Annotated in this window: 27 protein-coding genes; 12 read left to right on the forward strand and 15 right to left on the reverse strand. The window is 51.7% G+C overall.

All coding sequences use genetic code 11. From position 1 onward, the window contains the following. From ACP5D4_RS15280 to ACP5D4_RS15295, 4 genes are all read right to left on the reverse strand, one after another. Positions 1 to 1,634 (reverse strand): DUF4114 domain-containing protein (locus ACP5D4_RS15280; RefSeq protein ID WP_428012487.1); only part of this gene is annotated, 1,634 nt, incomplete at its 3' end. A gap of 528 nt (positions 1,635 to 2,162) precedes the next feature. Then, entirely contained in the window at positions 2,163 to 3,248 is a 1,086-nt protein-coding gene (gene leuB / locus ACP5D4_RS15285) for a 3-isopropylmalate dehydrogenase (RefSeq protein ID WP_428012488.1), read from the reverse strand. Between the two features lie 482 nt (positions 3,249 to 3,730). Further along, a complete protein-coding gene (locus tag ACP5D4_RS15290) occupies positions 3,731 to 3,898 on the reverse strand; it encodes a hypothetical protein (protein WP_428012489.1) in 168 nt (55 codons plus the stop codon). A gap of 453 nt (positions 3,899 to 4,351) precedes the next feature. Then, complete coding sequence (locus ACP5D4_RS15295) at positions 4,352 to 4,537, reverse strand: hypothetical protein (protein WP_017661385.1); 186 nt, start codon at positions 4,535 to 4,537, stop codon at positions 4,352 to 4,354. Between the two features lie 213 nt (positions 4,538 to 4,750). Between ACP5D4_RS15295 and ACP5D4_RS15300 the strand changes: the two genes are divergently transcribed. Beyond that, complete coding sequence (locus ACP5D4_RS15300; protein ID WP_428012490.1) at positions 4,751 to 5,311, forward strand: DUF2854 domain-containing protein; 561 nt, start codon at positions 4,751 to 4,753, stop codon at positions 5,309 to 5,311. A 91-nt stretch (positions 5,312 to 5,402) separates the two neighbouring features. Here the strand turns inward: ACP5D4_RS15300 and ACP5D4_RS15305 are convergent, their stop codons facing one another. Further along, complete coding sequence (locus ACP5D4_RS15305; protein WP_428012491.1) at positions 5,403 to 5,663, reverse strand: chlororespiratory reduction protein 7; 261 nt, start codon at positions 5,661 to 5,663, stop codon at positions 5,403 to 5,405. A gap of 114 nt (positions 5,664 to 5,777) precedes the next feature. Here ACP5D4_RS15305 and ACP5D4_RS15310 point away from each other — a divergent pair, with 114 nt between their 5' ends. Beyond that, positions 5,778 to 6,071 (forward strand): hypothetical protein, encoded by a 294-nt coding sequence (locus tag ACP5D4_RS15310; RefSeq protein WP_428012492.1) that lies wholly within the window; start codon positions 5,778 to 5,780, stop codon positions 6,069 to 6,071. Between the two features lie 33 nt (positions 6,072 to 6,104). On the opposite strand, the gene ACP5D4_RS15315 is transcribed toward ACP5D4_RS15310, so the two are convergent. Further along, entirely contained in the window at positions 6,105 to 6,725 is a 621-nt protein-coding gene (locus ACP5D4_RS15315) for a class II aldolase/adducin family protein (RefSeq protein ID WP_428012493.1), read from the reverse strand. A 159-nt stretch (positions 6,726 to 6,884) separates the two neighbouring features. On the opposite strand from ACP5D4_RS15315, the gene rpmI reads away from it, so the two are divergent. The 5 genes from rpmI to ACP5D4_RS15340 all read left to right on the forward strand — a co-directional run bounded on the left by rpmI (position 6,885) and on the right by ACP5D4_RS15340 (position 9,914). Beyond that, positions 6,885 to 7,085, forward strand: coding sequence for a 50S ribosomal protein L35 (gene rpmI, locus ACP5D4_RS15320; protein ID WP_428012494.1), 201 nt, complete (start codon positions 6,885 to 6,887; stop codon positions 7,083 to 7,085). Between the two features lie 20 nt (positions 7,086 to 7,105). Beyond that, positions 7,106 to 7,456: a 50S ribosomal protein L20 gene (gene rplT, locus ACP5D4_RS15325; protein ID WP_428012495.1), complete on the forward strand. Its 351-nt coding sequence runs from the start codon at positions 7,106 to 7,108 to the stop codon at positions 7,454 to 7,456. A 31-nt stretch (positions 7,457 to 7,487) separates the two neighbouring features. Continuing rightward, positions 7,488 to 8,333, forward strand: a complete 846-nt coding sequence (locus tag ACP5D4_RS15330; RefSeq protein WP_428012496.1) for a transporter substrate-binding domain-containing protein — start codon at positions 7,488 to 7,490, stop codon at positions 8,331 to 8,333. A gap of 34 nt (positions 8,334 to 8,367) precedes the next feature. Next, positions 8,368 to 8,901: a tetratricopeptide repeat protein gene (locus ACP5D4_RS15335; protein WP_428012497.1), complete on the forward strand. Its 534-nt coding sequence runs from the start codon at positions 8,368 to 8,370 to the stop codon at positions 8,899 to 8,901. 113 nt (positions 8,902 to 9,014) lie between these two features. Further along, complete coding sequence (locus tag ACP5D4_RS15340) at positions 9,015 to 9,914, forward strand: S66 peptidase family protein (RefSeq protein ID WP_428012498.1); 900 nt, start codon at positions 9,015 to 9,017, stop codon at positions 9,912 to 9,914. On the opposite strand, the gene ACP5D4_RS15345 is transcribed toward ACP5D4_RS15340, so the two are convergent. Then, on the reverse strand, positions 9,905 to 10,852 hold the full coding sequence (locus ACP5D4_RS15345) for an NAD-dependent epimerase/dehydratase family protein (protein ID WP_428012499.1): 948 nt from the start codon (positions 10,850 to 10,852) through the stop codon (positions 9,905 to 9,907). The genes ACP5D4_RS15340 and ACP5D4_RS15345 overlap by 10 nt on opposite strands. A gap of 295 nt (positions 10,853 to 11,147) precedes the next feature. Here ACP5D4_RS15345 and pheA point away from each other — a divergent pair, with 295 nt between their 5' ends. Next, positions 11,148 to 12,062, forward strand: coding sequence for a prephenate dehydratase (gene pheA / locus ACP5D4_RS15350; RefSeq protein WP_428012512.1), 915 nt, complete (start codon positions 11,148 to 11,150; stop codon positions 12,060 to 12,062). A 112-nt stretch (positions 12,063 to 12,174) separates the two neighbouring features. Here the strand turns inward: pheA and ACP5D4_RS15355 are convergent, their stop codons facing one another. The 4 genes from ACP5D4_RS15355 to ACP5D4_RS15370 form a co-directional block, all read right to left on the reverse strand. Then, positions 12,175 to 12,909 carry a rhomboid family intramembrane serine protease gene (locus ACP5D4_RS15355; protein WP_428012500.1) on the reverse strand — a complete coding sequence of 245 codons (735 nt, stop codon included), beginning with the start codon at positions 12,907 to 12,909 and terminating at the stop codon, positions 12,175 to 12,177. Positions 12,910 to 13,263: 354 nt separating this feature from the next. Continuing rightward, complete coding sequence (locus ACP5D4_RS15360; RefSeq protein WP_428012501.1) at positions 13,264 to 13,752, reverse strand: hypothetical protein; 489 nt, start codon at positions 13,750 to 13,752, stop codon at positions 13,264 to 13,266. A 70-nt stretch (positions 13,753 to 13,822) separates the two neighbouring features. Next, positions 13,823 to 15,262: an aldehyde dehydrogenase gene (locus tag ACP5D4_RS15365; RefSeq protein ID WP_428012502.1), complete on the reverse strand. Its 1,440-nt coding sequence runs from the start codon at positions 15,260 to 15,262 to the stop codon at positions 13,823 to 13,825. Between the two features lie 156 nt (positions 15,263 to 15,418). Then, positions 15,419 to 16,198, reverse strand: coding sequence for an RNA polymerase sigma factor SigF (locus ACP5D4_RS15370; RefSeq protein WP_428012503.1), 780 nt, complete (start codon positions 16,196 to 16,198; stop codon positions 15,419 to 15,421). 223 nt (positions 16,199 to 16,421) lie between these two features. On the opposite strand from ACP5D4_RS15370, the gene ACP5D4_RS15375 reads away from it, so the two are divergent. Continuing rightward, positions 16,422 to 17,195, forward strand: a complete 774-nt coding sequence (locus ACP5D4_RS15375) for an MBL fold metallo-hydrolase (RefSeq protein ID WP_428012504.1) — start codon at positions 16,422 to 16,424, stop codon at positions 17,193 to 17,195. Positions 17,196 to 17,513: 318 nt separating this feature from the next. Here the strand turns inward: ACP5D4_RS15375 and ACP5D4_RS15380 are convergent, their stop codons facing one another. After that, the gene (locus tag ACP5D4_RS15380; RefSeq protein ID WP_428012505.1) at positions 17,514 to 18,008 is read right to left on the reverse strand and encodes a hypothetical protein; all 495 of its coding nucleotides are present in this window, start codon (positions 18,006 to 18,008) and stop codon (positions 17,514 to 17,516) included. A gap of 1,157 nt (positions 18,009 to 19,165) precedes the next feature. Between ACP5D4_RS15380 and ACP5D4_RS15385 the strand changes: the two genes are divergently transcribed. From ACP5D4_RS15385 to rpsU, 3 genes are all read left to right on the forward strand, one after another. Next, a complete protein-coding gene (locus ACP5D4_RS15385) occupies positions 19,166 to 19,444 on the forward strand; it encodes a hypothetical protein (protein WP_428012506.1) in 279 nt (92 codons plus the stop codon). Positions 19,445 to 19,809: 365 nt separating this feature from the next. After that, on the forward strand, positions 19,810 to 20,115 hold the full coding sequence (locus ACP5D4_RS15390; RefSeq protein WP_428012507.1) for an RNA recognition motif domain-containing protein: 306 nt from the start codon (positions 19,810 to 19,812) through the stop codon (positions 20,113 to 20,115). 207 nt (positions 20,116 to 20,322) lie between these two features. Continuing rightward, positions 20,323 to 20,517 (forward strand): 30S ribosomal protein S21, encoded by a 195-nt coding sequence (gene rpsU, locus ACP5D4_RS15395; RefSeq protein WP_428012508.1) that lies wholly within the window; start codon positions 20,323 to 20,325, stop codon positions 20,515 to 20,517. A 174-nt stretch (positions 20,518 to 20,691) separates the two neighbouring features. On the opposite strand, the gene dnaA is transcribed toward rpsU, so the two are convergent. The 3 genes from dnaA to ACP5D4_RS15410 all read right to left on the reverse strand — a co-directional run bounded on the left by dnaA (position 20,692) and on the right by ACP5D4_RS15410 (position 23,079). Next, positions 20,692 to 22,077, reverse strand: coding sequence for a chromosomal replication initiator protein DnaA (gene dnaA, locus ACP5D4_RS15400; RefSeq protein WP_428012509.1), 1,386 nt, complete (start codon positions 22,075 to 22,077; stop codon positions 20,692 to 20,694). An 84-nt stretch (positions 22,078 to 22,161) separates the two neighbouring features. After that, entirely contained in the window at positions 22,162 to 22,707 is a 546-nt protein-coding gene (locus ACP5D4_RS15405; protein WP_428012510.1) for a GIY-YIG nuclease family protein, read from the reverse strand. 48 nt (positions 22,708 to 22,755) lie between these two features. Further along, a complete protein-coding gene (locus tag ACP5D4_RS15410; RefSeq protein WP_428012511.1) occupies positions 22,756 to 23,079 on the reverse strand; it encodes a hypothetical protein in 324 nt (107 codons plus the stop codon). Positions 23,080 to 23,355 lie beyond the last annotated feature (276 nt).

Below are 23,355 nucleotides of genomic sequence, written 5' to 3' on the forward strand. Positions count from 1 at the left end.
GGTTGTTCAGGAGTTTCGTCGATGGGTTGTTCAGGAGTTTCGTCGATGGGTTCTTCGGGTTGTTCAGGAGTTTCGTCGATGGGCTGTTCAGGAGTTTCGTCGATGGGTTGTTCAGGTTGTTCAGGAGTTTCGTCGATGGGTTGTTCAGGAGTTTCGTCGATGGGTTCTTCGGGTTGTTCAGGAGTTTCGTCGATGGGTTCTTCGCCCTTGGCGTAGTTCACTAAATCCTGACCTAATTCGCTTTCACGCCAATCAGAACCTTCAATCAAACTATCCATTCGAGGTGCGCTTCCGGTTGCACCCCGAACTTGGAAAATCAGGTCGTTGTAATCTTTATCGCTACTTCCATCGGCTCGCATATCTTCCATGACGAAGGTGTTTCCATCCCCGGTCACGTCTGCAATCTGACCGATGTGGAACTCGTCATCGGGGTTGGCGGTAGACAGCGAAAACAGCGGCCGTTTGGTTCCCCCGATTTCGGGATTGTTGGCCACTTCGGAAACGCGACCGTTGGGAACCAGCATGACGCCGAATTTCTCTCCGGCTTTCATGTTGACGGTCTTCACACCCTTGTAATCGCCACTGTTCCAGTCTTCTCCTCCTTCGAGGGAACCGTTGAATCGTGCGCCTTCGCTGGGGTCGCTAATTACAATATGTCCCTGTTCGGAGCCACTGGCGGCTCGATTGGCGGCTTCGGCGATGAAGTCTTCGACGGTTTCAAATTCCAGTTCGTCTAATCCGGACAGGCTGAATATGGCGACTTCGCCGCGATATTTTCCGCCGTCGTAGAGGAAGTCTACGCCGACTTCTCCGCTTTCTCCGACGGTGAAGACGCCGGAGTTGAAGGCGGGAAGCTCGTATTTGGGAGTTTCGTCGAGAATCTCTTCGTCTTCTTTGTCGAGTTCTTCGTCTTCGGCGACGGTTTCTTCGTCGAGTTCGTCGTCAGAAGATTCGGATTCTTCGGCGACGGGTTCTTGGGATGTTTCGTTTTCTACGCTGTCATCTTCTGAAGTGTCTGATTCTTCGGCGACGGGTTCTTCGGATGTTTCGTTTTCTACGCTGTCATCTTCTGAAGTGTCTGATTCTTCGGCGACGGGTTCTTCAGGTGTTTCGTCGTCTGTGGAGGATTCTGATTCTTCGGCGACGGGTTCTTCAGAGGTGTCGTCTTCTGCGGCTTCTACTGTTTCTTCTTCGGTGGTGGTTTCGGCGGCGACGGGTTCTTCAGCGGTGTCGTCTGCGGTGGCGTCTGGGGTGTCTTCGTTTTCTGTCTCGTCTCCGGCGAAGGGTATGTCTTCGCCGATGTCTTCGTTGGTGATGTGGCTGGCGTCGGTGGTGTCTAGGGTGTCGCTAGTTTCTTCGGGGTCAGTGGTGTTTTCGGTGTCGCTGATGTCTTCAGTGTTGCTAGTTTCTTCGGGATCTGTTGGGTCGATCGATCCCGTTTCTTCTGTATTTTTACTGAAATTACCTAGGTCTTCATTTGGCGGAATGTCGATCGCATCGGAGTCATCTCCGCCATCGACTAAACCGCTCGGCGTGTAGATGGGTTCGAGGATAAAGGTTTGCGCGTTCTCTTCAGCTTTATGTTGATTCTTAACGCGGCTTTGGAACCATTTGGTGAAAATGGAAGAACTCATGATTTAGATGTTCCTGATGGCTGGAGAGAACGCGCTATGGTGATTACGAGAGATTTACGAGATGCGATCGCTTATGCTATTTACGTATTTATTTACGTTAAATTACGTAAGTTGGACGAACCAAGTTTGATTCGATATGTATGTACTTCAAGTTGATTCCAAATTAGCCGATCGATCCCCGTTTGTCTGTGAAATTTCGGTAAAGCGATCGACCTCGATTCGTGGATTTACTGAAAGGTATACCCTCCCTAATTAACTCGGTCAAAATTTTCGATTTTTACGGGAACGACCCCAAAAATTTACATTTTTTAATAAAACAGAGAAAAAATCTGACGGTTCGATCGATCGTTTTGGGACAGCTAAATTTCTCGAAAACCATAGAGAAAGGGACAGCCAGCGTTCGATCGCCCTCCCCAATCCCCTCGCTTCACAGAATCTTTAAAAAACCACGACAAAACCCCGGCTTCTCCAAGAAACCGGGGTTGTAACCAGAAGTCAGTATTTTTTCAGCCGAGAACGCCGAACACCCTACTCTTCCAACGCCGCCATCAACGCATCGGACATTTCCTGACATCCGACGAGTTTCATCCCCTCAGACATAATGTCCCCAGTACGATACCCTCGATCGAGTACCGTCATCACCGCCTTCTCAATGCGATCGGCAGCTTGCGGTTGGTCGAGATCGTAACGCAACATCATCGCCGCACTGAGAACCTGCGCCAAGGGATTCGCCTTATTCTGTCCCGCAATATCCGGGGCGGAACCGTGGACGGGTTCGTAAACCCCCGGACCGTCTGCACCCAGACTCGCCGAGGGTAACATCCCGATACTTCCGGTTAACATCGCCGCTGCGTCGGAGAGAATGTCGCCGAAGAGGTTCCCCGTGACGATGGTATCGAACTGTTTCGGGGCGCGAACCAACTGCATCGCGGCGTTGTCCACGTAGAGATGGGACAATTCTACATCGGGATATTGCGAAGCCATCGCGGTGATGCGATCGCGCCACAGTTGCGACACTTCCAAAACGTTGGCTTTGTCCACCGAACACAGCTTACCGCCCCGTTTCTGGGCGGTTTCAAAGGCCACTTTCCCGATGCGATCGATCTCCGAGTCGGTATACGCCATCGTGTTGACGCCGCGTTTTTCCCCGGTTTCGGTTTCAAACACCCCCTTGGGTTGACCGAAGTACACGCCTCCCGTCAGTTCCCGAACCACCATAATATCCACGCCTTCGACGATTTCTCGTTTCAACGTGGACGCATCGATGAGTTGGGGCAGAATCGTAGCGGGACGCAGGTTCGCAAACAAGCCCAAACCCGCTCGCAAGCCTAACAATCCCGTTTCCGGGCGTTGGTGGCGCGGTAGGTTATCCCATTTATAACCGCCGATGGCTGCCAGCAGCACCGAGTCACTGTTGCGGCAGAGTTCTAGGGTTTCCTCGGGAAGCGGGTTTCCTGTGGCGTCGATGGCAGCACCCCCGACTAATCCTTCTTGAAACGTCAGTTGGAAGCCGAACTGTTTCCCAACTACTTTCAACGCATCGACGGCGACGGGGATAATTTCAGGGCCGATACCATCGCCCGGTAACAGAGTAATGCGGTACTGCTGAGCCATAGGAATTTAATTTCGAGTCAGTTTCGAGTTTTTTTACGACGCGCCACGAACGGCAAATCCCTCGATTTTCGCAGGTTTGCGGTTCGTTGTGGGAGCGCGATCGGAAATTCTTGCAAGTGTATAATCTTATCAAAGTGCTTCCCGGCTCGATCGATCGCTTTCAACGCAGTTTTCTCGATATACACCCGTCGAACTTGTGGCGGGACGGGTGGAAATACCGGAAATCGAACGGAGTTTGGGACTGTGGCAGGGTCGCGATCGAGGGTTCGATCGCCTGTGGTTGCGGGGGTTTACTCGCGATGGCGCCTTCATTCCTTCGCCCTCAGAACAGGCGATAACCGCAGAACGACGCAACGGAAGCAGAACGAAAATCCGAACGGTTGGCAGCCAAGTTGAAAGAGTTGGGGATCGATCCCGAAATGTTAGGGGGTTGACTTTTGTGTTTATTTATGGTAAAAGAACGGCTCGCGAAACCGTAGTTTTTAGCTCTCGGAGGCGGAAACGAACAAGCGTTTCGATCGAACCTTGCAGACTCGTTCCCATTGCGGGTGAAACAGCAAGTTCCAAAACACTTCGTTGACGAAATATCCCAGTTCTACCGTTTGACGTTGGGGTTGGCTGGTAACGGGAAAAACTTTTTTCTCAGACATGGCTCCTGACTCCAAATACAAAAGGGTATTAGTGTAAACAACAACATTTGAGGGAACGGTTCCTGAAAATTGGAACCTTCTTTAACATTTCGGAAAAAAGAGTTACAAAAACATCAATCCGAGGGGGGATGTCTGAGACATCTCCGGTTGAGGTGACGGGCGAGAGGTTTTGAGAACAGGGTTCTCAGACTTGATTTTTCCGGTAGAAGCATCCGAGTCGAGTAAACTGATAAACAAATAAGCTAGAGTTTCCATGTGCGGTAGCGTTCCTGAATTCGACACTTTCAGTAAACGCGATTTCCTCTCAAAACAGTCGATCGCCCCCGACGCTCTCTCAACTGTCACCTATTGACAGGAAGCGAAGGGGGCGATCGTTACGAAATTAAGTTGCGATGTGGAGACAGTTCGCGAACTGGCGGCTTCAGAATTGACAACCCGAATTGACAGGCTGTCCTAGCCGTCGGAATCGGAATCGGGAAAGGTGCGTTTGAACTCTTCGATTAACTCGTCCATCTCTTCCAACGCTTGATTGACATCGATGCGAAGCGTTCCGAGATCGGGGCGTTCGAGTAAGTCCAGCAAAACGTCTCGCTTGCTTTCAATGAGATCGATTTGGGCGCGGATTGCAGTCGTATCCATGCTGATCGTGCCTTTGGCGACGGGTGTTCGCGGTTATTGTAACAATTCTCAAAGCGATCGCGTTCAAGACTTTGCACCACGGAGACACAGAGGATACAGAGCCGTTTAGTTGAAACGGAGACATCGATCGCGCGACAATCGCCAAACGGGATAATTGCGCGATCGAATCGCGCGATCGAACTCTACTCAACGTTTTTACGGCTTTATCACATCATGCCCTCGTTTCTCCGTCAAACTTCCCTCGCCGCCATCGCCCTCATTGCTGGGGCGGCGATTACCGTCATCGGCTTTGGGGCGTACTTCTCTGGAAACGCCACCCTCAACCTGGCGGGATTCTTCTACGGAATTCCCATTCTCCTCATCGGCTTAGCCCTCAAATCCGCCGAACTTCTCCCAGTTCCCATCACTCAGGAAACCCCCCCAGAGGTTCTCAAACTGCGGGAAGAACAAGCCACGGACACCCAAAACCAAATCCGCAGCGACGTGACTCGCTATCGCTACGCCGAACGCGCCCATCTCCTCGAAAGCTTGGAACGCCTGGGACTCAGCCCCAACGATACAGAACGCCCCGTTCTCGAAGGACTCCGTGAAGAAGCCGTCGATGGGGCCTATGCGTTAATTCTGGAGTTCGACTCCCCCCGCATTTCCCTCGACACCTGGAAGGCGAAATGCGACGAGATGACCACCTTTTTTGGACCCGGCGTGCGCGTGGAAGTTCAGCAACCGGAGGAAGATTTTATCGACGTGGCCTTGATTTCCGACGCCAAAGCCTAATCTGGGCGGCTCGTAGGGTGCGTGACTTGAAAAATCGGTTGTGAATCGTGAAACCGAGAACTCGTCACGCACCGACAAGGTACATCTGAGTTTATTTTTCCAGGCGAATCGCGTACCACTGAAGGAACTCACCGGGATTCATATCGAGATCGCAGGTGTTATCCATGAGGTAACGGACGCGATCGTCAATATCCTCGATTTTTTGCAAGTCTCGGGGGAGTTCCTCCATCGATCGGCTTTCTACGATCGCCCTCAGTTTGGCGAACAGTTCCTCAGCCGTTAAAATCTGTTCGGGTTGGTTCGTTTCGAGGACGACATAGTAATCCTCGGAATACATCGAAGAAGCGCCCATAGTACCTGTCGAACGTCTGTTTGAATTGGTTTTACTGTAGCGAAAATCCTGTTGTTTGGAAAAACGCGAAACGCTAAAACAGACGCGAACAGACCCGAAAAAATCGTTGGATTTATGAGAGCTACTATCGAAGACGGCGTGCTGTACGTCCACAAAGACGACGTTCCGCCGTTTAAAAAACGCGGTCCGGTCACACGAAACAGCTATTTCTGGGCGTTGAGATCGATCGCCGATCGATCTCCGAAAAATCAAGACTGGGAATTCGAGCGATCGGTGTGGATTGCGCTCTGTCGGATGCTGCTGTCTTTCGCTGAAAGCGGCTATCTCGGGGCTTACGAAACCCTCCTCGAATTCCCCGACGGCGCGACAATTCCCGACGAACTCCGCGCCTGTTCCACCTTGCTTTAAAACTCAATTCAATCCAACTCAATTCAATCCAACTCAATTCAAGTCCTGAAAATGGCGCAACAACACCTCACCCGCCTCGTCTAAATCCCGTCCGAAGCTGATGACGCCATCTTCGTGACCCGCCATCACCAAAATTTTCGCCTCGTCTAACCCCTCCTCGTCGAAGAGGCGAAACATCTCCTTCGCCATCTCCGGCGTTCCGTAGGGAACCTCGGGGCGGGTGGTGGGAACCCGATACAGCAGGGATTTCCAGAATTGCGGATGGTGGATGTGGAGAATCGCGCGAATTTCGGGACGTTTGCGGTAAATCGCCGCGTGGGTGAGGGATTCTGACGAGGCTTTAATCGGACCGCGACAGACGAGGGTATTGGCTTCCAAGTCGAAGGCGGTGACGCGGGTGTATCCCTGCGCGTCCAGGTGGGGGAGATGGCCGGTTTGAGTTCCAGAAATGGCGAATTCGAGGGCGTCGTCGAGGCGGAGACTGGCGTTTCCGTAGCCGATTCCGTTCTCGTAAGTGCCGATGAGTCCCAATTCGTAGAGGCGATCGCGCCACTGCATCAAGGGCGTCAGAGGTGCCTCGGCTAAGGGTTCGGCGGTTTGCCAATCGCAATGGTATTTTATAACGCCTTCGTCAAAAGTCTTGTCAAAACTCATCGATCGTCGCAGTTGCAGAGGTTGGGCAGTACGCTTTGACTGTACCAGAGTCGGCGGTTTGGGAAATGGTTGAGAAAGAATTGTTTTCTCGAATCGATCGATTGCGCGGACGAGATCGATCGCGATATGATAGGATGCTGTGTCAAAATTTATGCGACCATGCCCAAACTGAAAACGCGCAAAGCAGCAGCCAAACGGTTCAAAGCGACCGGAAGCGGCAAAAAAATCATGCGCCGCAAAGCCTTCAAAAACCACTTGCTTCAACACAAAAGCGCCAAACGCAAACGCAACTTGAGCAACAAAGCCGTTGTGGATGGCAACGACGCGCAAAACGTGCGCGATATGCTGCCGTATTTGTAAACCAATAGGAGAATTCCTCAATGAGTCGAGTTAAACGCGGGAACGTCGCCCGAAAACGCCGTAAAAAAATCTTAAAACTTGCCAAAGGCTTCCGAGGTTCTCACTCGAAGAACTTCCGCACTGCGAACCAGCAGGTGATGAAAGCCCTGCGGAACGCTTATCGCGATCGCCGCAAACGCAAACGGGATTTCCGCCGTCTGTGGATTACCCGCATCAACGCCGCCGCGCGTCAAAACGGTATCAGCTACTCCCAACTGACTGGGAAACTCAAAGCCGCCAACGTGGAAATCAACCGCAAAATGTTGGCCCAGTTGGCTGTTCTCGATCCCGACGGGTTTTCCAAAGTCGTCGAGGTGGCTAAAGGAGTGTAGGGTTACGCCTACTCAACAGAGGCTTCAGCCGATGAAGCGTCATCGACTTTCCAGACGGTTTCGTCAAACAGTGCGCCTTGGTGTCAGTCTCGGTTTAGTTATCGGACTGAGTTCGATCGAGGCGCATTCGTTTGTTGTGGGATCGTTTATCGTGCGATCGATCGCCCCTCCAGTGGCAGCGGCACCGCTTTCAGAAATTCGCGATCGCGGCTATCTATCGATCGCCGTCAAAGACAACCTGCCTCCCTTGGGGTTTCGCGACGAAACCGGGCAGTTACAAGGCTTTGAAATCGACATCGCCAGACGCTTAGCCGAGGAAATTCTCGGCGACGCCGAGGCGGTGGTTCTGATTCCCGTCTCGAACCGCGATCGCATCTCCTCGGTTCTCGAAAACGAAGTGGATTTAGCGATCGCCCAAGTGACGCAAACCCCCTCTCGCGAACGTCTGGTATCCTTTAGCCTACCCTACTACCTTGACGGCACCGCCCTCGTCACCCGCCACCCCGAAATTCACCAACTCTCGGACTTGCGCGATCGATCCGTTGCCCTGTTAAACGGTTCGAGTGCAGTTCCCCTTCTGCGTTACCGCCTACCCACCGCCCAACTCCTCGGCGTCGAGAGTTACCAAGACGCCCTGCAACAACTCGAAGCGGGAAACGCCACCGCCTTCGCCGGCGATCGCAGCGTCTTAAGCGGCTGGGTGCAAGACTATCCCCACTATCGCCTCCTCTCAGAAGTCCTATCGACCGAACCGTTAGGGGTCGTGATGCCCAAAGGATTGCAGTATGATGAGTTGCGACAGCAGGTTAACGCGGCCATCGCCCGTTGGCGTGCTGAAGGTTGGCTGACAGAACGCGCAGCCATCTGGGGATTGTAGCCTCGGTGTACATTTATCGTTCGTTTTCGGTGTCATGGACAGTAATCTTCCACTGTTATACTTATCCGTACTGATTGGTTTGTTACTGATTTCGGGTTGGTTTATCCTCCGTCAAATTTTCAGAACTCGACGGATCGAGAAAACTCTGTCTCAACTTCAAAAACGAGTTCGTGGCAAAGATGCCACCGCCAAAGATTTTTACGAACTCGGCGGTTTGTTGTTAGATAAAAAACTCTATTCTCAGGCGATCGTTCAACTTCAAAAAGCTTTAAAAGCCAAAGATTTAGAAGAAGAAGAAAATAAAGCACTGGTGTATAACGCATTGGGATACGCTTACGCTGCACAAGAACAATACGATTTAGCGATTCGGCAATACAAAGAAGCATTGGATTTGCTGCCGGAATATATTACGGCTTGGAACAATTTAGGATTCTCTTACGAGAAGAAAACTTTAGACGCTCAGGCGTTGGATGCTTACGAAAAGGTTTTAAAACTCGATCCCAATAATAAAGTGGCGAAAAAACGCAGCGAATCCCTTCGCAAACGGTTGCCGATCGCGTCGTCTTAATTTGCGTATTTCAATCTCGCCATTTCACGATATTGTTCAAATACTCACATGGGCTGGAAAAATCTCAAAATCTAGATAAACGCTCAAAGCGATCGCCCCCGACCCACCCCACAATGACCCTTTCCCTAAAACTTCCCCCACCCCTGCAACCCGGCGACCTACTCGTTAGCCTTGCCCCGAGTGGTTGTTTGCGAGACCGACAGGCGTTTGAAGCGGGGGTGGAAATTTGGCGATCGCACGGCTACCGCGTAGAAGAATGGGGACTCGGAGAACGTCACGGCTACCTCGCCGGAACCGACGCCCACCGCCGGGAACAACTCTCTCGTGCCTTAACCGACGCCACGATTAAAGGAATTCTCTGCGCCCGAGGGGGATACGGCGGAACGCGACTTCTCGAAACTTGGGATTGGAATCTGGCGACGACTCCCAAATGGCTCGTCGGCTTTTCCGACATTACCAGTTTGCTCTGGAGTTGGGCCAAACAGGGCGTCTCCGGCGTTCACGGGCCGCTGTTGACCACGTTAGCCCAGGAACCGCCATCCTCTCAAAAACGCCTGTTCGACTGGGTGTCCGGTGGGTCGATCGATCCCCTCGTCGGTCAGGGATGGGGCGGCGGAACGGCCAGCGGACGGCTGTTTCCCGGTAATCTCGCCGTCGCGACTCACCTCATCGGAACGCCTCACGAACCGGATTTAACCGGGGCGATTTTAGCCTTTGAAGACATTGGCGAAGCCCCCTATCGCATCGATCGCCTGTTGACTCACTGGCGGATGTCGGGACGTTTCGACAACATCGCCGGAATCGCCCTGGGACGGTTTAGCCGCAGCGATGTCACCGTTCCCAGTTTCACCGCCGAAGAAGTCTTGCGCGATCGCCTGTCGGATTTAGGAATTCCCGTCGTTTCCGACTTACCCTTCGGACACGATGGCATCAACTGCACCTTACCCGTGGGTATCCCGGCGCAACTCGACGGCGATGGCGGTACGCTGGCGATTTGCCCGACTCAACGATAGAGCGATCGCACCCAGTCCCATTCTCGACGCAACCCCTCTTCGATCGACACCTTCGGGGCGTAACCGATCAGCTTTTGCGCTTTCGAGACATCCGCACTGGTATGGCGGGCGTCCCCTTTCGAGCTTTCCTGATAATCAATCGAAATCGGCTTTCCGACGATTTTCTCCATCGTCTCGATGGTTTGTTTGAGAGTCACGCGGCTTCCCCCACCGATATTAAACACCTCTCCCACCGCCTCGGGCGCCTCGGCTGCCGCCAGGTTAGCGGCGATCGCGTCTGCCACAAAAGTAAAGTCCCGCGTTTGCTGTCCGTCGCCGTAAACCGAAATGGATTCCTCCTGCAACGCCGCTTTCAAAAACTTGTGAAACGCCATATCGGGACGCTGTCGCGGTCCGTACACCGTGAAGTAGCGCAGCGCCACCGTGGGAACGCCATAATTAACGTGATAGAGTCCGCAGAGATGCTCGGCCGCCAGTTTCGTCACGCCGTAGGGAGACACCGGTTTCGGAAGCGTGGTTTCAGAAGTGGGGAAGGACGCGGCGTTCCCGTACACCGAAGACGAAGAAGCGTAAACAAAGCGTTTGAGATTGGCGTTTTTCGCCGCTTCGAGTAAAATTTGCGTCGCGTTGATATTGCGTTCGGTGTAGGAGCGAAATCCGTCCCCCCAACTGGCACGAACCCCCGCCTGTGCTGCTTGGTGATACACGAATTCCACCCCGTCGAGGAGTTCGTTCCAGTCGATCGCCTGCACGTCGCTTTCGATGAGTTGAAAGTTAGAACGTCCGAGAGCCGCAGCCATATTTTTCCGTTTGATGGCGGGATCGTAGTAGTCGTTAAACTGATCGACACCAATCACCGTTTCTCCGCGATCGAGCAAGGTTTCGACCAAGTGAGATCCAATAAATCCGGCTGCGCCTGTGACGACAACTTTCACCATTTTTGTGGGGGTTTAACTCATCGGCTCAATGGTATCCGCTCCCTCGTTAAGTGTCAATTGAAATCGAATAAAATACGAAACAAAAACCTACAAAAAAAATATAAAATCAAAAATTATCAAAAAGAAATTAACTCAAATTTTACAGTATCGAATAGAATTTATTGTAAATTCTAAATCCCTTCACCGATAGCGATCGCCCCCCCACGATCGATTATCAATTATCAATTATCAATTATCAATTAACCAACGGTTTGCTACGATGAGCGAGATTCACTCTTCTTCTCCAACTCACCTCATGACGAACGTTTCTACCCTGACGAATCTGGCGATCGCGTATTTGGGTCCGGCGGGAACCTATACAGAAGCCGCTGCTCTAGCCTATTCCAGTTGGCTCGATCGCGACGATCGCTTACAGTGCCAACTATCTCCCTACTCTAGCATTCCTCAAACCTTTCAAGCTCTCGAACGAGAAGAAGTTCACCTGGCAGTCGTTCCGGTGGAAAACTCGATTCAAGGAAGCGTCACCATCACCCTCGATACCCTGTGGCAGCGGGAAACGCTACAGGTGCAACAAGCCTTAGTCTTGCCGATTCACCACGCCTTAATTTCCCGTTCGGCTTCCCTCGAGTACGTCAAAACCGTCTATTCTCACCCCCAAGCCCTCGCTCAATGTCAGAAATGGTTGGAACGCAACCTACCTCAAGTGCAGCTACGATCGACCAATTCCACCACAGAAGCATTACAATATCTCAGCGAAGATGCGACGTTGGCAGCCATCGCCTCCGAACGCGCCGCACAACTCTACAATTTGCCGATTTTAGCCCATCCCATCAACGACGCCGCCGAAAACTGCACGCGGTTTTGGGTAGTGCGTTCTCCTCGCTTAGAATTCCAACTGCCGATTGCCCCCGGTGCTCAGTCAGTTTCCATCGCCTTTAGTCTGCCGAAAAACGCACCGGGCGCCCTCTTAAATCCCCTGCAAATTTTAGCCCGTCGCGGCATTAACATGAGTCGCATCGAATCTCGTCCTACGAAGCGATCGCTCGGGGAATATCTCTTTTTTATCGATTTTGAAGCCGACGGCGACGAGAACGTTTGGCAAGAGGCGATCGACGAGCTTTCAAGTTGTACGGAAATTTTAAAAGTTTTTGGGAATTATACGGTGTTACAGGGTGACGAGTTGGTGGGATTAGATATCGATCGCCTTTAAAATCAAGACTAGACTCGATGAAATCCATCTGTTGAGATACCCGAAATTTTAAAAATCCGGATATCTGGAAAAATCTTGGCAATATTCAGCTTAAAAAAACGGCCTTGGGCAACTATTCCTCGAACGACTCCGGCTCGATCGATCGAGCCGAATTTTGACGAGAAAACAAGCCCAGCAACGGTGCTAACAACGCACCGAAAATAAACCCTCCCGCGTGCGCCCAATACGCCACCATATTTTGCATACTCCCCACGTGAACTTGAACTTCAAAACTGGCAATTCCGTTGAACGCTTGTTGCACGAACCAAAATCCCAGGAAAAATAACGCTGGAACTCGCACCGTAAAGAAAAAGAAACCCAAGGGAATTAAAGTGATAATTCTCACTTGAGGAAACCGGAAGATATACGCCCCCATTACTCCGGCGATCGCACCGCTGGCGCCCAAGGTGGGAACAGTAGAGCCAGTCTCAAAAAACCATTGAACCAGGGAGGCAAGAATACCACAAGTGATATAGAAAACTGTAAAGTTAAAGCGTCCGAGTTCTTCTTCAATGTTGTTGCCAAAAATCCACAAATACAGCATATTAAAGCCGACGTGCAGAATGCTGCCGTGGAGGAATTGAGCAGTGATAAGGGTTAAGGGTTCGGGAAATACGGAGTCTGTGCCAATTCCGCGCAGACTTTGACTGAATTCTTGCGGAACGAAGGCGAACTCGTGCATGAATTGGCTGAGTTGTCCCGAACTCACAACGGATTCGCCCAAGAAAATGACGAGGTTCGCCACGATTAGGGTATAGGTGACGACAGGCGTAATTTGAATGGGGTTTTCGTCTTTTAAAGGAACCATAGATCGGATGTGAGGTTAGTTTACAATTCGCGACAGTTGTAATAACAAGCAGATTTTAGCGAAATGGTGTGTGCCATACATCTGGCTTAGGGTAGAATGTGAGGCTTTCTCGCGCGACAGATCGAATCTATTGATTTAACAAAAAATCAATCGCTTGACGATAATGGAATTAAATTCTTATTACAAAAATTGCGATATTTAATTTTTTGAGCGAGTGGCGACGGATATAGTGGAATACATTGGCGGTACGTTACAATTTACAGCTCTCACATTCGCGGAAGCGGTGCGTATAACTTCCGAAACCCAATTTTTCAAGTCACGCACCCTTATATATCGTGACAACCAAGACACTGTTCACTGTTGACTGTTCCCCGTTCCTTTGGCTTTCGACAGCAAATCCACCGCATCGGCGAGGGCGCTGGTGAGTTCGGCGCGGGTTTTGGCGCGATCGGCTTTTTCGGCTTCTAAGGCTTCGATGAGTTCTGCAACTTGTCCTTGTAAGCGATCGCGTTGCAAACAGGTTTCGACGTACTTTTCTTGTAACTCTTCGGTGGTTAACTGGGCGATATCCTCTTCGGCGCGACTGCGAGTTTCGGCGTCTAACACCAAAGGGCGATGGCTGAGGAGATCGAGTTCCTTTCGCAGGCGATCGATCTCTTCCCGCGCCTGTTCCGCCTCTTTTCGGCGTTGTTCGGCTTCCGTGTTGTAAAGCTGTCGCCAGTGTTTAGCGCTGGCTTCTGTCTCGGCGATCGCTTGCTGGGCGTCGGCGAGTTGCTGGCGCAAGGCGGCGATTTCAGCCAGCCATTGCGTCACCTCTCGGGTGAGTTTTTCGGGATTTTCCATAAGTTCGCGCGGGGATAGGAATAGCTTCGACGAATCGCGATCGCTCAACGGGTTATCTCAACGGGTTATCTCAACCGATAATACGTTTGAGCAGGTTGAGTTGCCATTGGCGATAGGGTGCGTAACGCCAGTTGAGATCGAGCCAAAGTCCTTTGTTGAGGACGCTTTTGAAATGGGAGAAGGTATCGAAACTGGCTTTTCCGTGATAGCTTCCCATCCCGCTGTCGCCGACGCCGCCGAAGGGGAGATCGGGGAGCGCCAGGTGCATGATGGTATCGTTGACGCAAGCCCCGCCGGAAGAGGTTTCGTGCAAGACGCGGTTTTGAAACGATTTGTTGTTGGAAAAGACGTAGAGGGCGAGGGGTTTGGCACGGCTGTTGATGCGATCGATGGCCTCGTCGAGACGGTCGTATTCTAAGACGGGGAGGATGGGCCCGAAAATTTCCTCTTGCATCACCGCATCGTCCCAGGAGACGTTATCGAGGACGGTGGGGGCGATGTAGCGATCGCTGCGATCGACCTGTCCGCCCACGACGATTTCAGCCTTTCCGGTATTTTCCAACAGCGACGCCACGCGATCGAAATGTCGATCGCTCACCATGCGGCTGAAATCAGGACTTTGGGCGGGATCGTCCCCGAGAAACGCCCGCAATTGCTGGCGTATCGCCTCGAGGAGTTGGGGTTTAATGCGGCGATCGACCAACAGGTAATCCGGGGCGATGCAGGTTTGTCCGGCGTTGATACATTTCCCCCAGACGATGCGTTTGACAGCAACATTGAGTTTCACGTCTGCATCGACGATACAGGGACTTTTTCCGCCGAGTTCCAGGGTCACGGGAGTAAGGTGTTTCGCCGCCGCTTCCATGACGATTTGACCGATGCGAGTTCCCCCAGTAAAGAAGATTTTGTCGAATTTCTGTTCGAGGAGGGCTTGACTGGTTTCGACGCCCCCTTCGATAGCGGCGATGTATTCCGGGGGAAAGGTCGATCGCACCAGTTCGCTGACGACGGCGGCGGTGTGGGGCGCAATTTCCGAGGGTTTGAGGATAGCGCAATTTCCCGCCGCGATCGCCCCGACGAGGGGACTCATCGTCAGTTGAAACGGATAGTTCCAGGGGGCGACAATCAACACCACACCGAGGGGTTCCGGGTGAATTCGCGCCCGAGAGGGAAACTGTTCGAGAGAATTCGGCACCCGTTTCGGTTTCGCCCAGGATTTCAGGTTTTTGATGGCGGTATTGACTTCAGCGATCGACGCGATCTCGAAATAGGCTTCAAATTCCGGGCGGCCCAAGTCGGCGCCGACGGCTTCGACGATGCGATCTTGGTAGTCAACAATCGCTTGTTTGAGGCGTTTGAGTTGTTCGAGGCGAAAATTAACGTCTTTGGTTTGTCCCGTGGCGAAAAACGCCCGTTGTGATCGCACGAGATCGACGACGGACGATTGACTTTGCGGCGATTGACTTTGCGGCGATTGACTTTGCGGCGATTGACTTTGCACCGAGGTCATAGCTTCCCTCTCAAAACGCAACGAGCGAGACACCCGGAGGCATCCCACTCTTCATTTTAAAGAAGGACTGACAGAACCGTTTCGAGAACCATGGGCAGAAGGAGGAAATACAACCGCTGCGATCGCCTCCTCGGTGTCGCCATCTCTCGAATTGGTCTATTCTTCCTTCCCGTCTTGCATGAGGCGTTGCAGGGCGCTCAAGCCGCGTTTCACGCGGCGGGAAACGGTCACAGAACTAATTCCCAAGCGTTCTGCGGTTTCTTTTTGCGTGAGATCGTGGAGAAAGACGAATTCTAAAACTTTGCAAGTTCCCGATTCTAGCTTGGCGAGGGCTTGTTGCAGCAAAATCCGATCTTCTTCGGCCAGTTGGAAGCTGCGATACTTGCGATCGGGAACCGTGGCGCCGAGAGAAATGCCTTGTTCTTCCTCGTCGCAAATCGGAGCGTCTAAACTCAGAGGAGAGCGGTTCCGCCAACTCAGTTGGACTTGCTGCCATTCCGTGAGGGATACCCCGATTTCGCTGGCGATTTCTTCGTCTGTCGGCATCCGTTGGAGTTCGTTGTAGAGTTGTTGAACCACCTTGTTGGCTTGTCGTTGCAGGGCGAGCCACTGACGGGGAATTTTCATCGACGGGCTGCGATCGCGCAGGTAATGTTGAATTTCTCCGCGAATATACGGAATCGCAAACGAGCTAAAGGCGTGGCCTTTAGATAAGTCGAAGCGTTCGATGGCGCGAATCAGTCCCAAACAACCGACTTGAAGTAAGTCGTCGTAGGTTTCCGAACACTGGTGACGCCAATGGTGGACTTCTTTACGGACTAAACCGATATTTAACTGAACGAGTTGGTTACGAAGCTGGGTCGAGGGAGACTGTTGGTACTGGCTCAACAGTTCCAAACTTTCGTTTTTTAGCTCCCTGGAGTTTTGAATAGTCATGGTGACATAAGGGTTAAGTCAAGCAATTCCCAATTGTGTAGATGCAACAGAACTGAAAAGCGATCGAAATCGAAAACTATCGATTCTAGCACTATTTCGATCCTATCACATGGCTTTGGGCTGTCGAGAACGTAAAAATACGGAGATCCTGAATAGGCTGACGCGAGTATAGAGTCAGATTGTCTACAATACAATCGGATGTTACAAAATATTAATCTTCGAGATGAAACTGACTTATTTAGATAGTAATTCCTGGTCGATCGAGATGGGCGGGGTTCACGTCCTCCTCGATCCCTGGCTGGTCGGGCCGCTGGTATTCGGAAACTTACCGTGGCTTTTTAAAGGAACGCGCCGCAAATCGAAAGCCATTCCCCCGCAAATCGACGCGATCTTACTGTCTCAGGGCTTAGAAGACCACGCCCACCCGCCCACTTTAGAACAACTCGATCGCTCCCTTCCCGTCGTCGGGTCGTCCGGTGCGGCGAAAGTGGCTGAGAAACTGGGGTACAGCGACGTCACCGCCCTGTCTCACCGTCAAATCTACACGGTGGGCGATCGCCTGCAAATCCAAGCCGTCCCCGGTTCTCCCATCGGCCCGACGACGGTTGAAAACGGCTATCTCCTCACGGACTTAAAAACCCGAACCCGCCTGTACTACGAACCCCACGGCTATCACGACGAAATGTTAAAAGACATCGGTTCTGTCGAGGTGGTCGTTACCCCCCTCGTCAACCTCGTACTTCCCATCGTCGGACCGTTCATCAAAGGTCAAGAGAGCGCCCTCGAAGTGGTGAAATGGCTCCAACCGAGATATATCCTACCGACGGCGGCCGGCGGCGATGTGGATTTTGAAGGGTTGCTGGTGTCAGCGTTGCGGGCGGTGGGAAGCCTCGACAGCTTCCGCGCCTTACTCGAACAAAATAACCTCGATAGCGAAGTCATCGACCCCACCCCTGGCGTTCCCGTGGAACTGTCGTTTCCGGCGGTGATGGGGTGATGGTGCGATCTCGATGATGAGGTAATGGTACGATCGAGGTGTTTGAGATCCCCGGAATCTCGAAGATTCCGGGGATCTAGCCGTTACCACTTCGCCCAAGGTTCGGATGAAGAACGCTCGTCGCCACCAGAAATACGCCCCACCCGAACCCCAGAACGTCACCAAACTTCGCTAATTCCTGGGTTTGGACGGATTTATTATCACATATTAGCTATTCTGTCAAGGCAAGCGTTGCCCAGAGATAGGGAAATCCCCCCAAGTCCAATTTGGAGAATTGTTGAGTATTGTGCCGAAACTCCATGCCAGATCCCTCAGACTTTAAAACTGCAAGCCCACGCCACCCTGAACGGAAACCCCACTGCCTCCATCTTCATAGCCGTCGAAAGCAATAATGGCGTTGCCAAACACCATGAGCTTACTACTCGGGAGCGCGTAGTCAATACCCGGTTGCAACACGAACGCCGTCGAATCGCCAACAGGGGTTTCGTCGCCGCCTGTAAAAGATACCCCCGCGCCGATGTAAGCTTCCGTTTGCCAGTTCAGGGGGATATCGTAAGACACCGTAGGGACGATCGCCACGCCGCTACCCACGAGTAGCTGAGTCCGAAACGAGATCGGTAGTTCGAGAATGCGATAACGAAACGCCACGGCACCCGAAGCGTTGGTTCCCTCTCCAAAGCCGACGCTTCCACCGACGCCGACGTAACTCCCGTAAGCCGCTTGAGCCGAGGCGGGTTCGGCGTAACTGGCTGCCGTTGCGCCCAATGCGAGACTCGTGATCGCACCGAGCCAAAGCTGTATTGCCGATTTCATGGCATTGTCCCTCACACCTTGGGGATTCAACAAAGTCTGACTGATTCTAACAAACCCTTTCTGAAGGGCGATCGCACAAAAAAAGCCCCACCGATACGGCGGGACTCGATAACCGGAGCGAAGAATACGGTCGATCGCACCCTAGAAGTTTTTCAAACGCTTCTCATCGGGTGAAGTCAAGGGGTTTTGGAGACATTACCGAACGGTCGATCGATAAGTATCGGGACAAGCCAGCCTGAAAACTGTCTCGTCAAGCCGAACAACACGGCAACCCTCAGTTTCCTGCGGTTGACCGTGCAAACTCCCCGATTTTTGGGGGTCTACCCTTAGATTACCCAGATTTACCCCGGAAACGAACAGGGAGGGGAGAAATTTTTTTTGAGAGTTTTTCAAAGTTTTTCAAAAATTACAAAATAACGGCGATCGAGGGGTTGACATCCTAATATACTACAGACATAGTACAAATGCGAGCGGTTATCCGAAAGGGAGCCACTGCAACATCCTTGTACGGCGCTTGTCCTGCGGGAACGAAGTATGGAGGATTATCGCACCACCGGAGAGGTTAGAGACGGCATAAAATCCAGTTTTCTAACATCTCCAGTCCACCAATCGAGTCAAACCTCTTAATAGGTTTACCAACAATACTGTGGCGGTAGCTCAATGGGTGGAGCAATCAAATTCCTTATTCAAACGCGGCGAAACAGGCGTTCTCCGATATCTTTTGGAAGGTCGTTCGCACGGGAAGCCATTTCTATGAATGGCTGAATTATACGAAGTCCGTGCGCGGGTTCGGGAAAATCTTGCGCGAGGCGGGTCAGGCTGGGTTGTCTCGCAACGATGCGAAAGGATTGGCGTATTAATTGCTGAAGTATCAGCAACTTGACGTTCTCCCAGGGGGATTCCGGGTTCGTCGATCCACCTTTAAATCTCCGCTTTAAAGAGGTCTCTCGCACCTCTGCACCGATGTCGCAATGGTCGTTAAAGACCCTTTGCGGGCTGGGCTACCGACGAATCACCCGGCACCGGAGTAGACTTGAGTTTACCATTCAAATGCCGCCCTAACAGGGCGGGGCTTGAAACCCTCAATCTTTGGTCAAACCCCTGACAGAAGACCACAAAGAAGACCACGATCGCTTGTTCGATTGGGTCGTCAAAGGATGGAACGAACTCCCCGATACACCGCCGTCCGAGGCGTTGGCGCAGGTGTGGTGGTACGAATGGCTCCCCCAGTGGGCAATATGGACGTCCTGGCGTGGCAATTGCTGTTTGATGAGATGCCGATTGGGGCGATGTTGCGAAACCTGGGATCGCTAACTCAGTTGGGGTTCTGGGGACGGGAACTCGTCAAAACCTCGATCGCGTCGAGGCGGTTCTCAACTCGGCGCAACACCTGCGACGGGGACGGATTCATCCCATCGATGTCTTGCAAGCGTTAAAAACTTACTCCGCACCACCCCCCGACAGTGGACTCTCAAGCAAATCGCCGCCCAATTCAAGGATCGCACCACCGCGAAAAAGTTACAGGCCGTCCAAGAAAAGCTCGATCGCCTCGAATGGTTCGGTTTAGTGGTCTGCGAGACGAAAAACGGCGTTACCTATTGGCATTTCGCCGAATCCAGCCACGCCGCTTAAGGTTAGGGAAGATGGTTCGCCCTTTCTTCTTTTTGGCCGATTGCAAAATGGCGCGAGTGTGCTAGGATTTGACTAAGATTTAAATTCGGCTGTGCAATTCGTTTGTTTTTCAGAACGGTTCCCCGAATCTAACTCTCTACACGCTCAAGATTCAGGAGAATCTCGCATCATGTCTATTTACGTGGGGAACCTTTCCTACGACGTTACCCAGGAAGATTTAACCCAAACCTTTTCTGAATACGGAACTGTGAAACGAGTTCACGTTCCGCTCGATCGCGAAACCCAGCGGATGCGCGGTTTTGCGTTTGTGGAAATGGAGACGGAAGAAGAAGAAGCCGCCGCGATCGAAGACCTCGATGGCGCGGAATGGATGGGACGCGATTTGAAGGTGAATAAAGCCCGACCTCGCGAAAACCGTTCTTCCGGTGGTGGTGGAAGCTGGGGAAATCGCGGAGGCGGTTCTCGCCGCTACTAAAGCTAAATCCAAAGATCGATTTTGCGATGTCGCAATTCGTCTGCTTTTCTAACGTTTTGCGCCAAGAGAGTCGTAAAAGGTTAGAAATAATTGAAGACAGGGCGATCGATCCGGTCTTTGGATAGAAACATCGTGAGGGCGAGTAAGAAGCTTGACGATCGATCGCTTCTTACTCGCCCTTTATTTGCACCATCAAGAGAGTATTACATGGCTCAAGTTGTACCGGGCGAAAACGAAGGAATTGAATCGGTACTCCGTCGATTCAAACGTAGCGTTTCTCGGGCGGGCATTTTTCCCGATATGAAGAAAAACCGCCATTTTGAAACGCCCATTGAGAAGCGCAAACGGAAAGAACTGGCACGCCACAAACAGCGCAAGCGCAGCCGTTTTCGTTATAAGTAGGTAGATTGCCCTTCAAGAATTTCAGTGAAACGGGAAGAGTTTCTGGGAGTCCAGATCCCCGGCATCTCCAAGATGCCGGGGATCTTTGCCATCTTTGCGATCGTTGTCAGTGAAGAGTGAAGGGTTTTTCCTCACCCCATCACCCCATCACCCCATCATCCCATCATCGCCTCATCATCGACTCGAAACGTTGATGCGATCGCTCAACTGGGTTAAAAGTTGCGCCAGTTGGGGATCTTTGTCTTTTCGTTCGGCGATTTTGTCGCAACTGTACAAGACTGTCGTATGGTCTTTTCCGCCGAATTCTTCACCGATTTTCGGTAAACTCAAATCCGTATGTTGGCGCATCAAATACATAGCGATTTGACGGACTTGGCTGATTTCCCGACGGCGAGAATTTCCCTTGAGATCCTCGATCGATACCTTCATCATCTCCGATACCGCCTGCATCACCACTTTCGGCGAGGCTTCCATTTTCTGAGTTTGGGGGTTGAGAACCGGGGCGATATTGTCCACCGTCATCGGTAAACCGGAAATGGAAATGTACGCCACCGCCCGAATTAACGCCCCTTCCAACTCCCGAATATTGGATTTGTAACGCGAGGCGATGTATTCGATCGCTTCGCGGGGAAGGCGAATGTTTTCGTATTCCGCTTTTTTCTGCAAAATCGCCATGCGCGTTTCAAAATCCGGCGGTTGAATGTCGGCGATTAACCCCATCGAAAACCGCGACGAGAGGCGTTCTTGCAGTTGGGGAATTTGACTCGGCGGGCGATCGGAGGCTAAAACGACCTGTTTTCCCGCTTCGTAGAGGGCGTTGAAGGTGTGGAAAAACTCTTCTTGCGTGTATTCTTTACCCTCAATAAACTGAATGTCATCGACGAGTAAAACATCGGCGGTGCGATAGTGACGCCGGAAATTCTGCATGCTGTCGCGGCGAATGGCGGCGATGAGATCGTTGGTAAAGCGTTCGGTGGAGACGTAAAACACCCGCGAGTTGGTGTCGATTTCCAAGCGATAATGTCCGATCGCCTGCATTAAGTGGGTTTTTCCCAACCCCACACCGCCGCACAAAAATAGGGGGTTGAACTCTCGCCCTGGATATTCCGCCACCGCCAACGCCGCTGCGTGCGCCATGCGGTTGTTGGAACCGACGACGAACCGCGAAAAAACGTGCTTGCTGTTGAGTTCTGGAGGTTTTTGAACTTTGGATTTCGGCGGTGGGGGCGTGGCGGGATAAGCGACGTCGGCGTTGTCGCTGACGCCCTCTTCTCGATCGCTACAGAGGTGAATTTCGACGCGATCGCCTAAGATTTCTTCAACAACATCGGCGATCGTCGATAAATAGTATTTTTGCAGCCAGTTACGGGCGAAAGGATTGGGCGCCCGCAACACCAGGCGTTTGTTTTCCAGGGTTTCGACGCGGGCGGTTTCAATCCACGTCTCGAAGGTTGGCTGAGTCAGTTGAACTTTCAGCCGTTCTAATACCCGATTCCAGAGTTGTTGTAAAGAGGGTTCCACTGCATCCACCTCCCGCGCCGCGATCGCCACCTCAAACATCGATAGAGTTTGAGATATCGAGTGTTAAAACCGATATCCAATACCCCTCAAACTGATAGTTATTTCAACCGTTAATTTCAACCGTTATTTTAAATCCAACAAGCCGTTTTCTTTTAATTTGGGATTGAAGCGCAAGGATTCGGCGACACCTCGCGCGGAGAGTTCCGCCAGCACTTCTTCTTCGAGGCGACGGGCGGCTTTTTTGAGGCGTTTAGTTTTCGCCAGTTCGTCGGCTGCGTTGTCGATTTCCTGTCGTTCTTCCTCCGTCAAACGGGGTCTGACATCGATAGGATTTACCCACAAGGATTCGTCTTCACCGTTTCCCGGCGGGGTAGTTCCGTTTTCTTCTATCCAGGCTTGACGCATGGTTTCTAAAACGGCGCGACTGGGGCGATCGATCGTTTGGACTTTGTAACTGTAACATTGGTGCGGCCGTCGCACGAGATGCTGTCGCAAACTCAAGGCGATATCGCGAGAATAGCCGATATATTGTAGGGTTTCGCTGTCGTCAAATACGGCGTAAGCGCCCACTTTCCCTTTTACATCGCCGTCGGCGATATGTCCGTTTTCGTCGATAAAGGGGTTGGGGGGCAAACTCGCAAGGGTTGGAATTTCGGTGGTTGCTGTCATCGATCGCACCTAAAAACGAGGGATATAGGAATATTTTATGGGAAGATTTTAAGCAGTTTTGTGATAAATTGCACAGAGGCGACTGGGCTTGAAAATTTTTGCCTCAAACATAAAATTCGGCGGGACGTTAATTAAAATATAGTCCTCAGATTCGTGATATTTCTCGAATTCCTTGGGCATTCCTTTCGGGGTTTCTGTGCTATAGGGGATCGGTTGAAAGAGCAGTTCTGTGAATTCGACGCCGTTACAGCCGCTTTGCTGACAGACTTGTTGCAGGAAGCGATCGCTCGTTAGCTGGTGAAACAGCCGTTCTTTCGCGTCCGGCGCGAGGCGAAAGTGACTATCAAAGTTTTGGACAATTTTTAAAGACATTTAACAATTCTTTACTTTAGCAACGTATTTAAGGGTTCTGCGATCTTAGCACGAGTCGAATCTGAGATCGAGCGCGGGCGATCGTAAGAGACCTCTTACTTTTGTTGTCAAAAATCGCGAATTTTTATAAAATCGGGTATAAAATCGGGTGTTGGGGGCGTAAATGTGGTGACGTCGAAATTGACTTTTTCACCACAGATACCTAGAAAAAACAGGGGTTTCTTTTAATGTCTGAAGGTTAATTTCATAAGGTTAAGATTTGAAGGGTTAAAACCC

It is taken from the genome of Baaleninema sp., assembly GCF_049974805.1.
Classification (GTDB): Bacteria; Cyanobacteriota; Cyanobacteriia; order Cyanobacteriales; family Geitlerinemataceae; genus Baaleninema.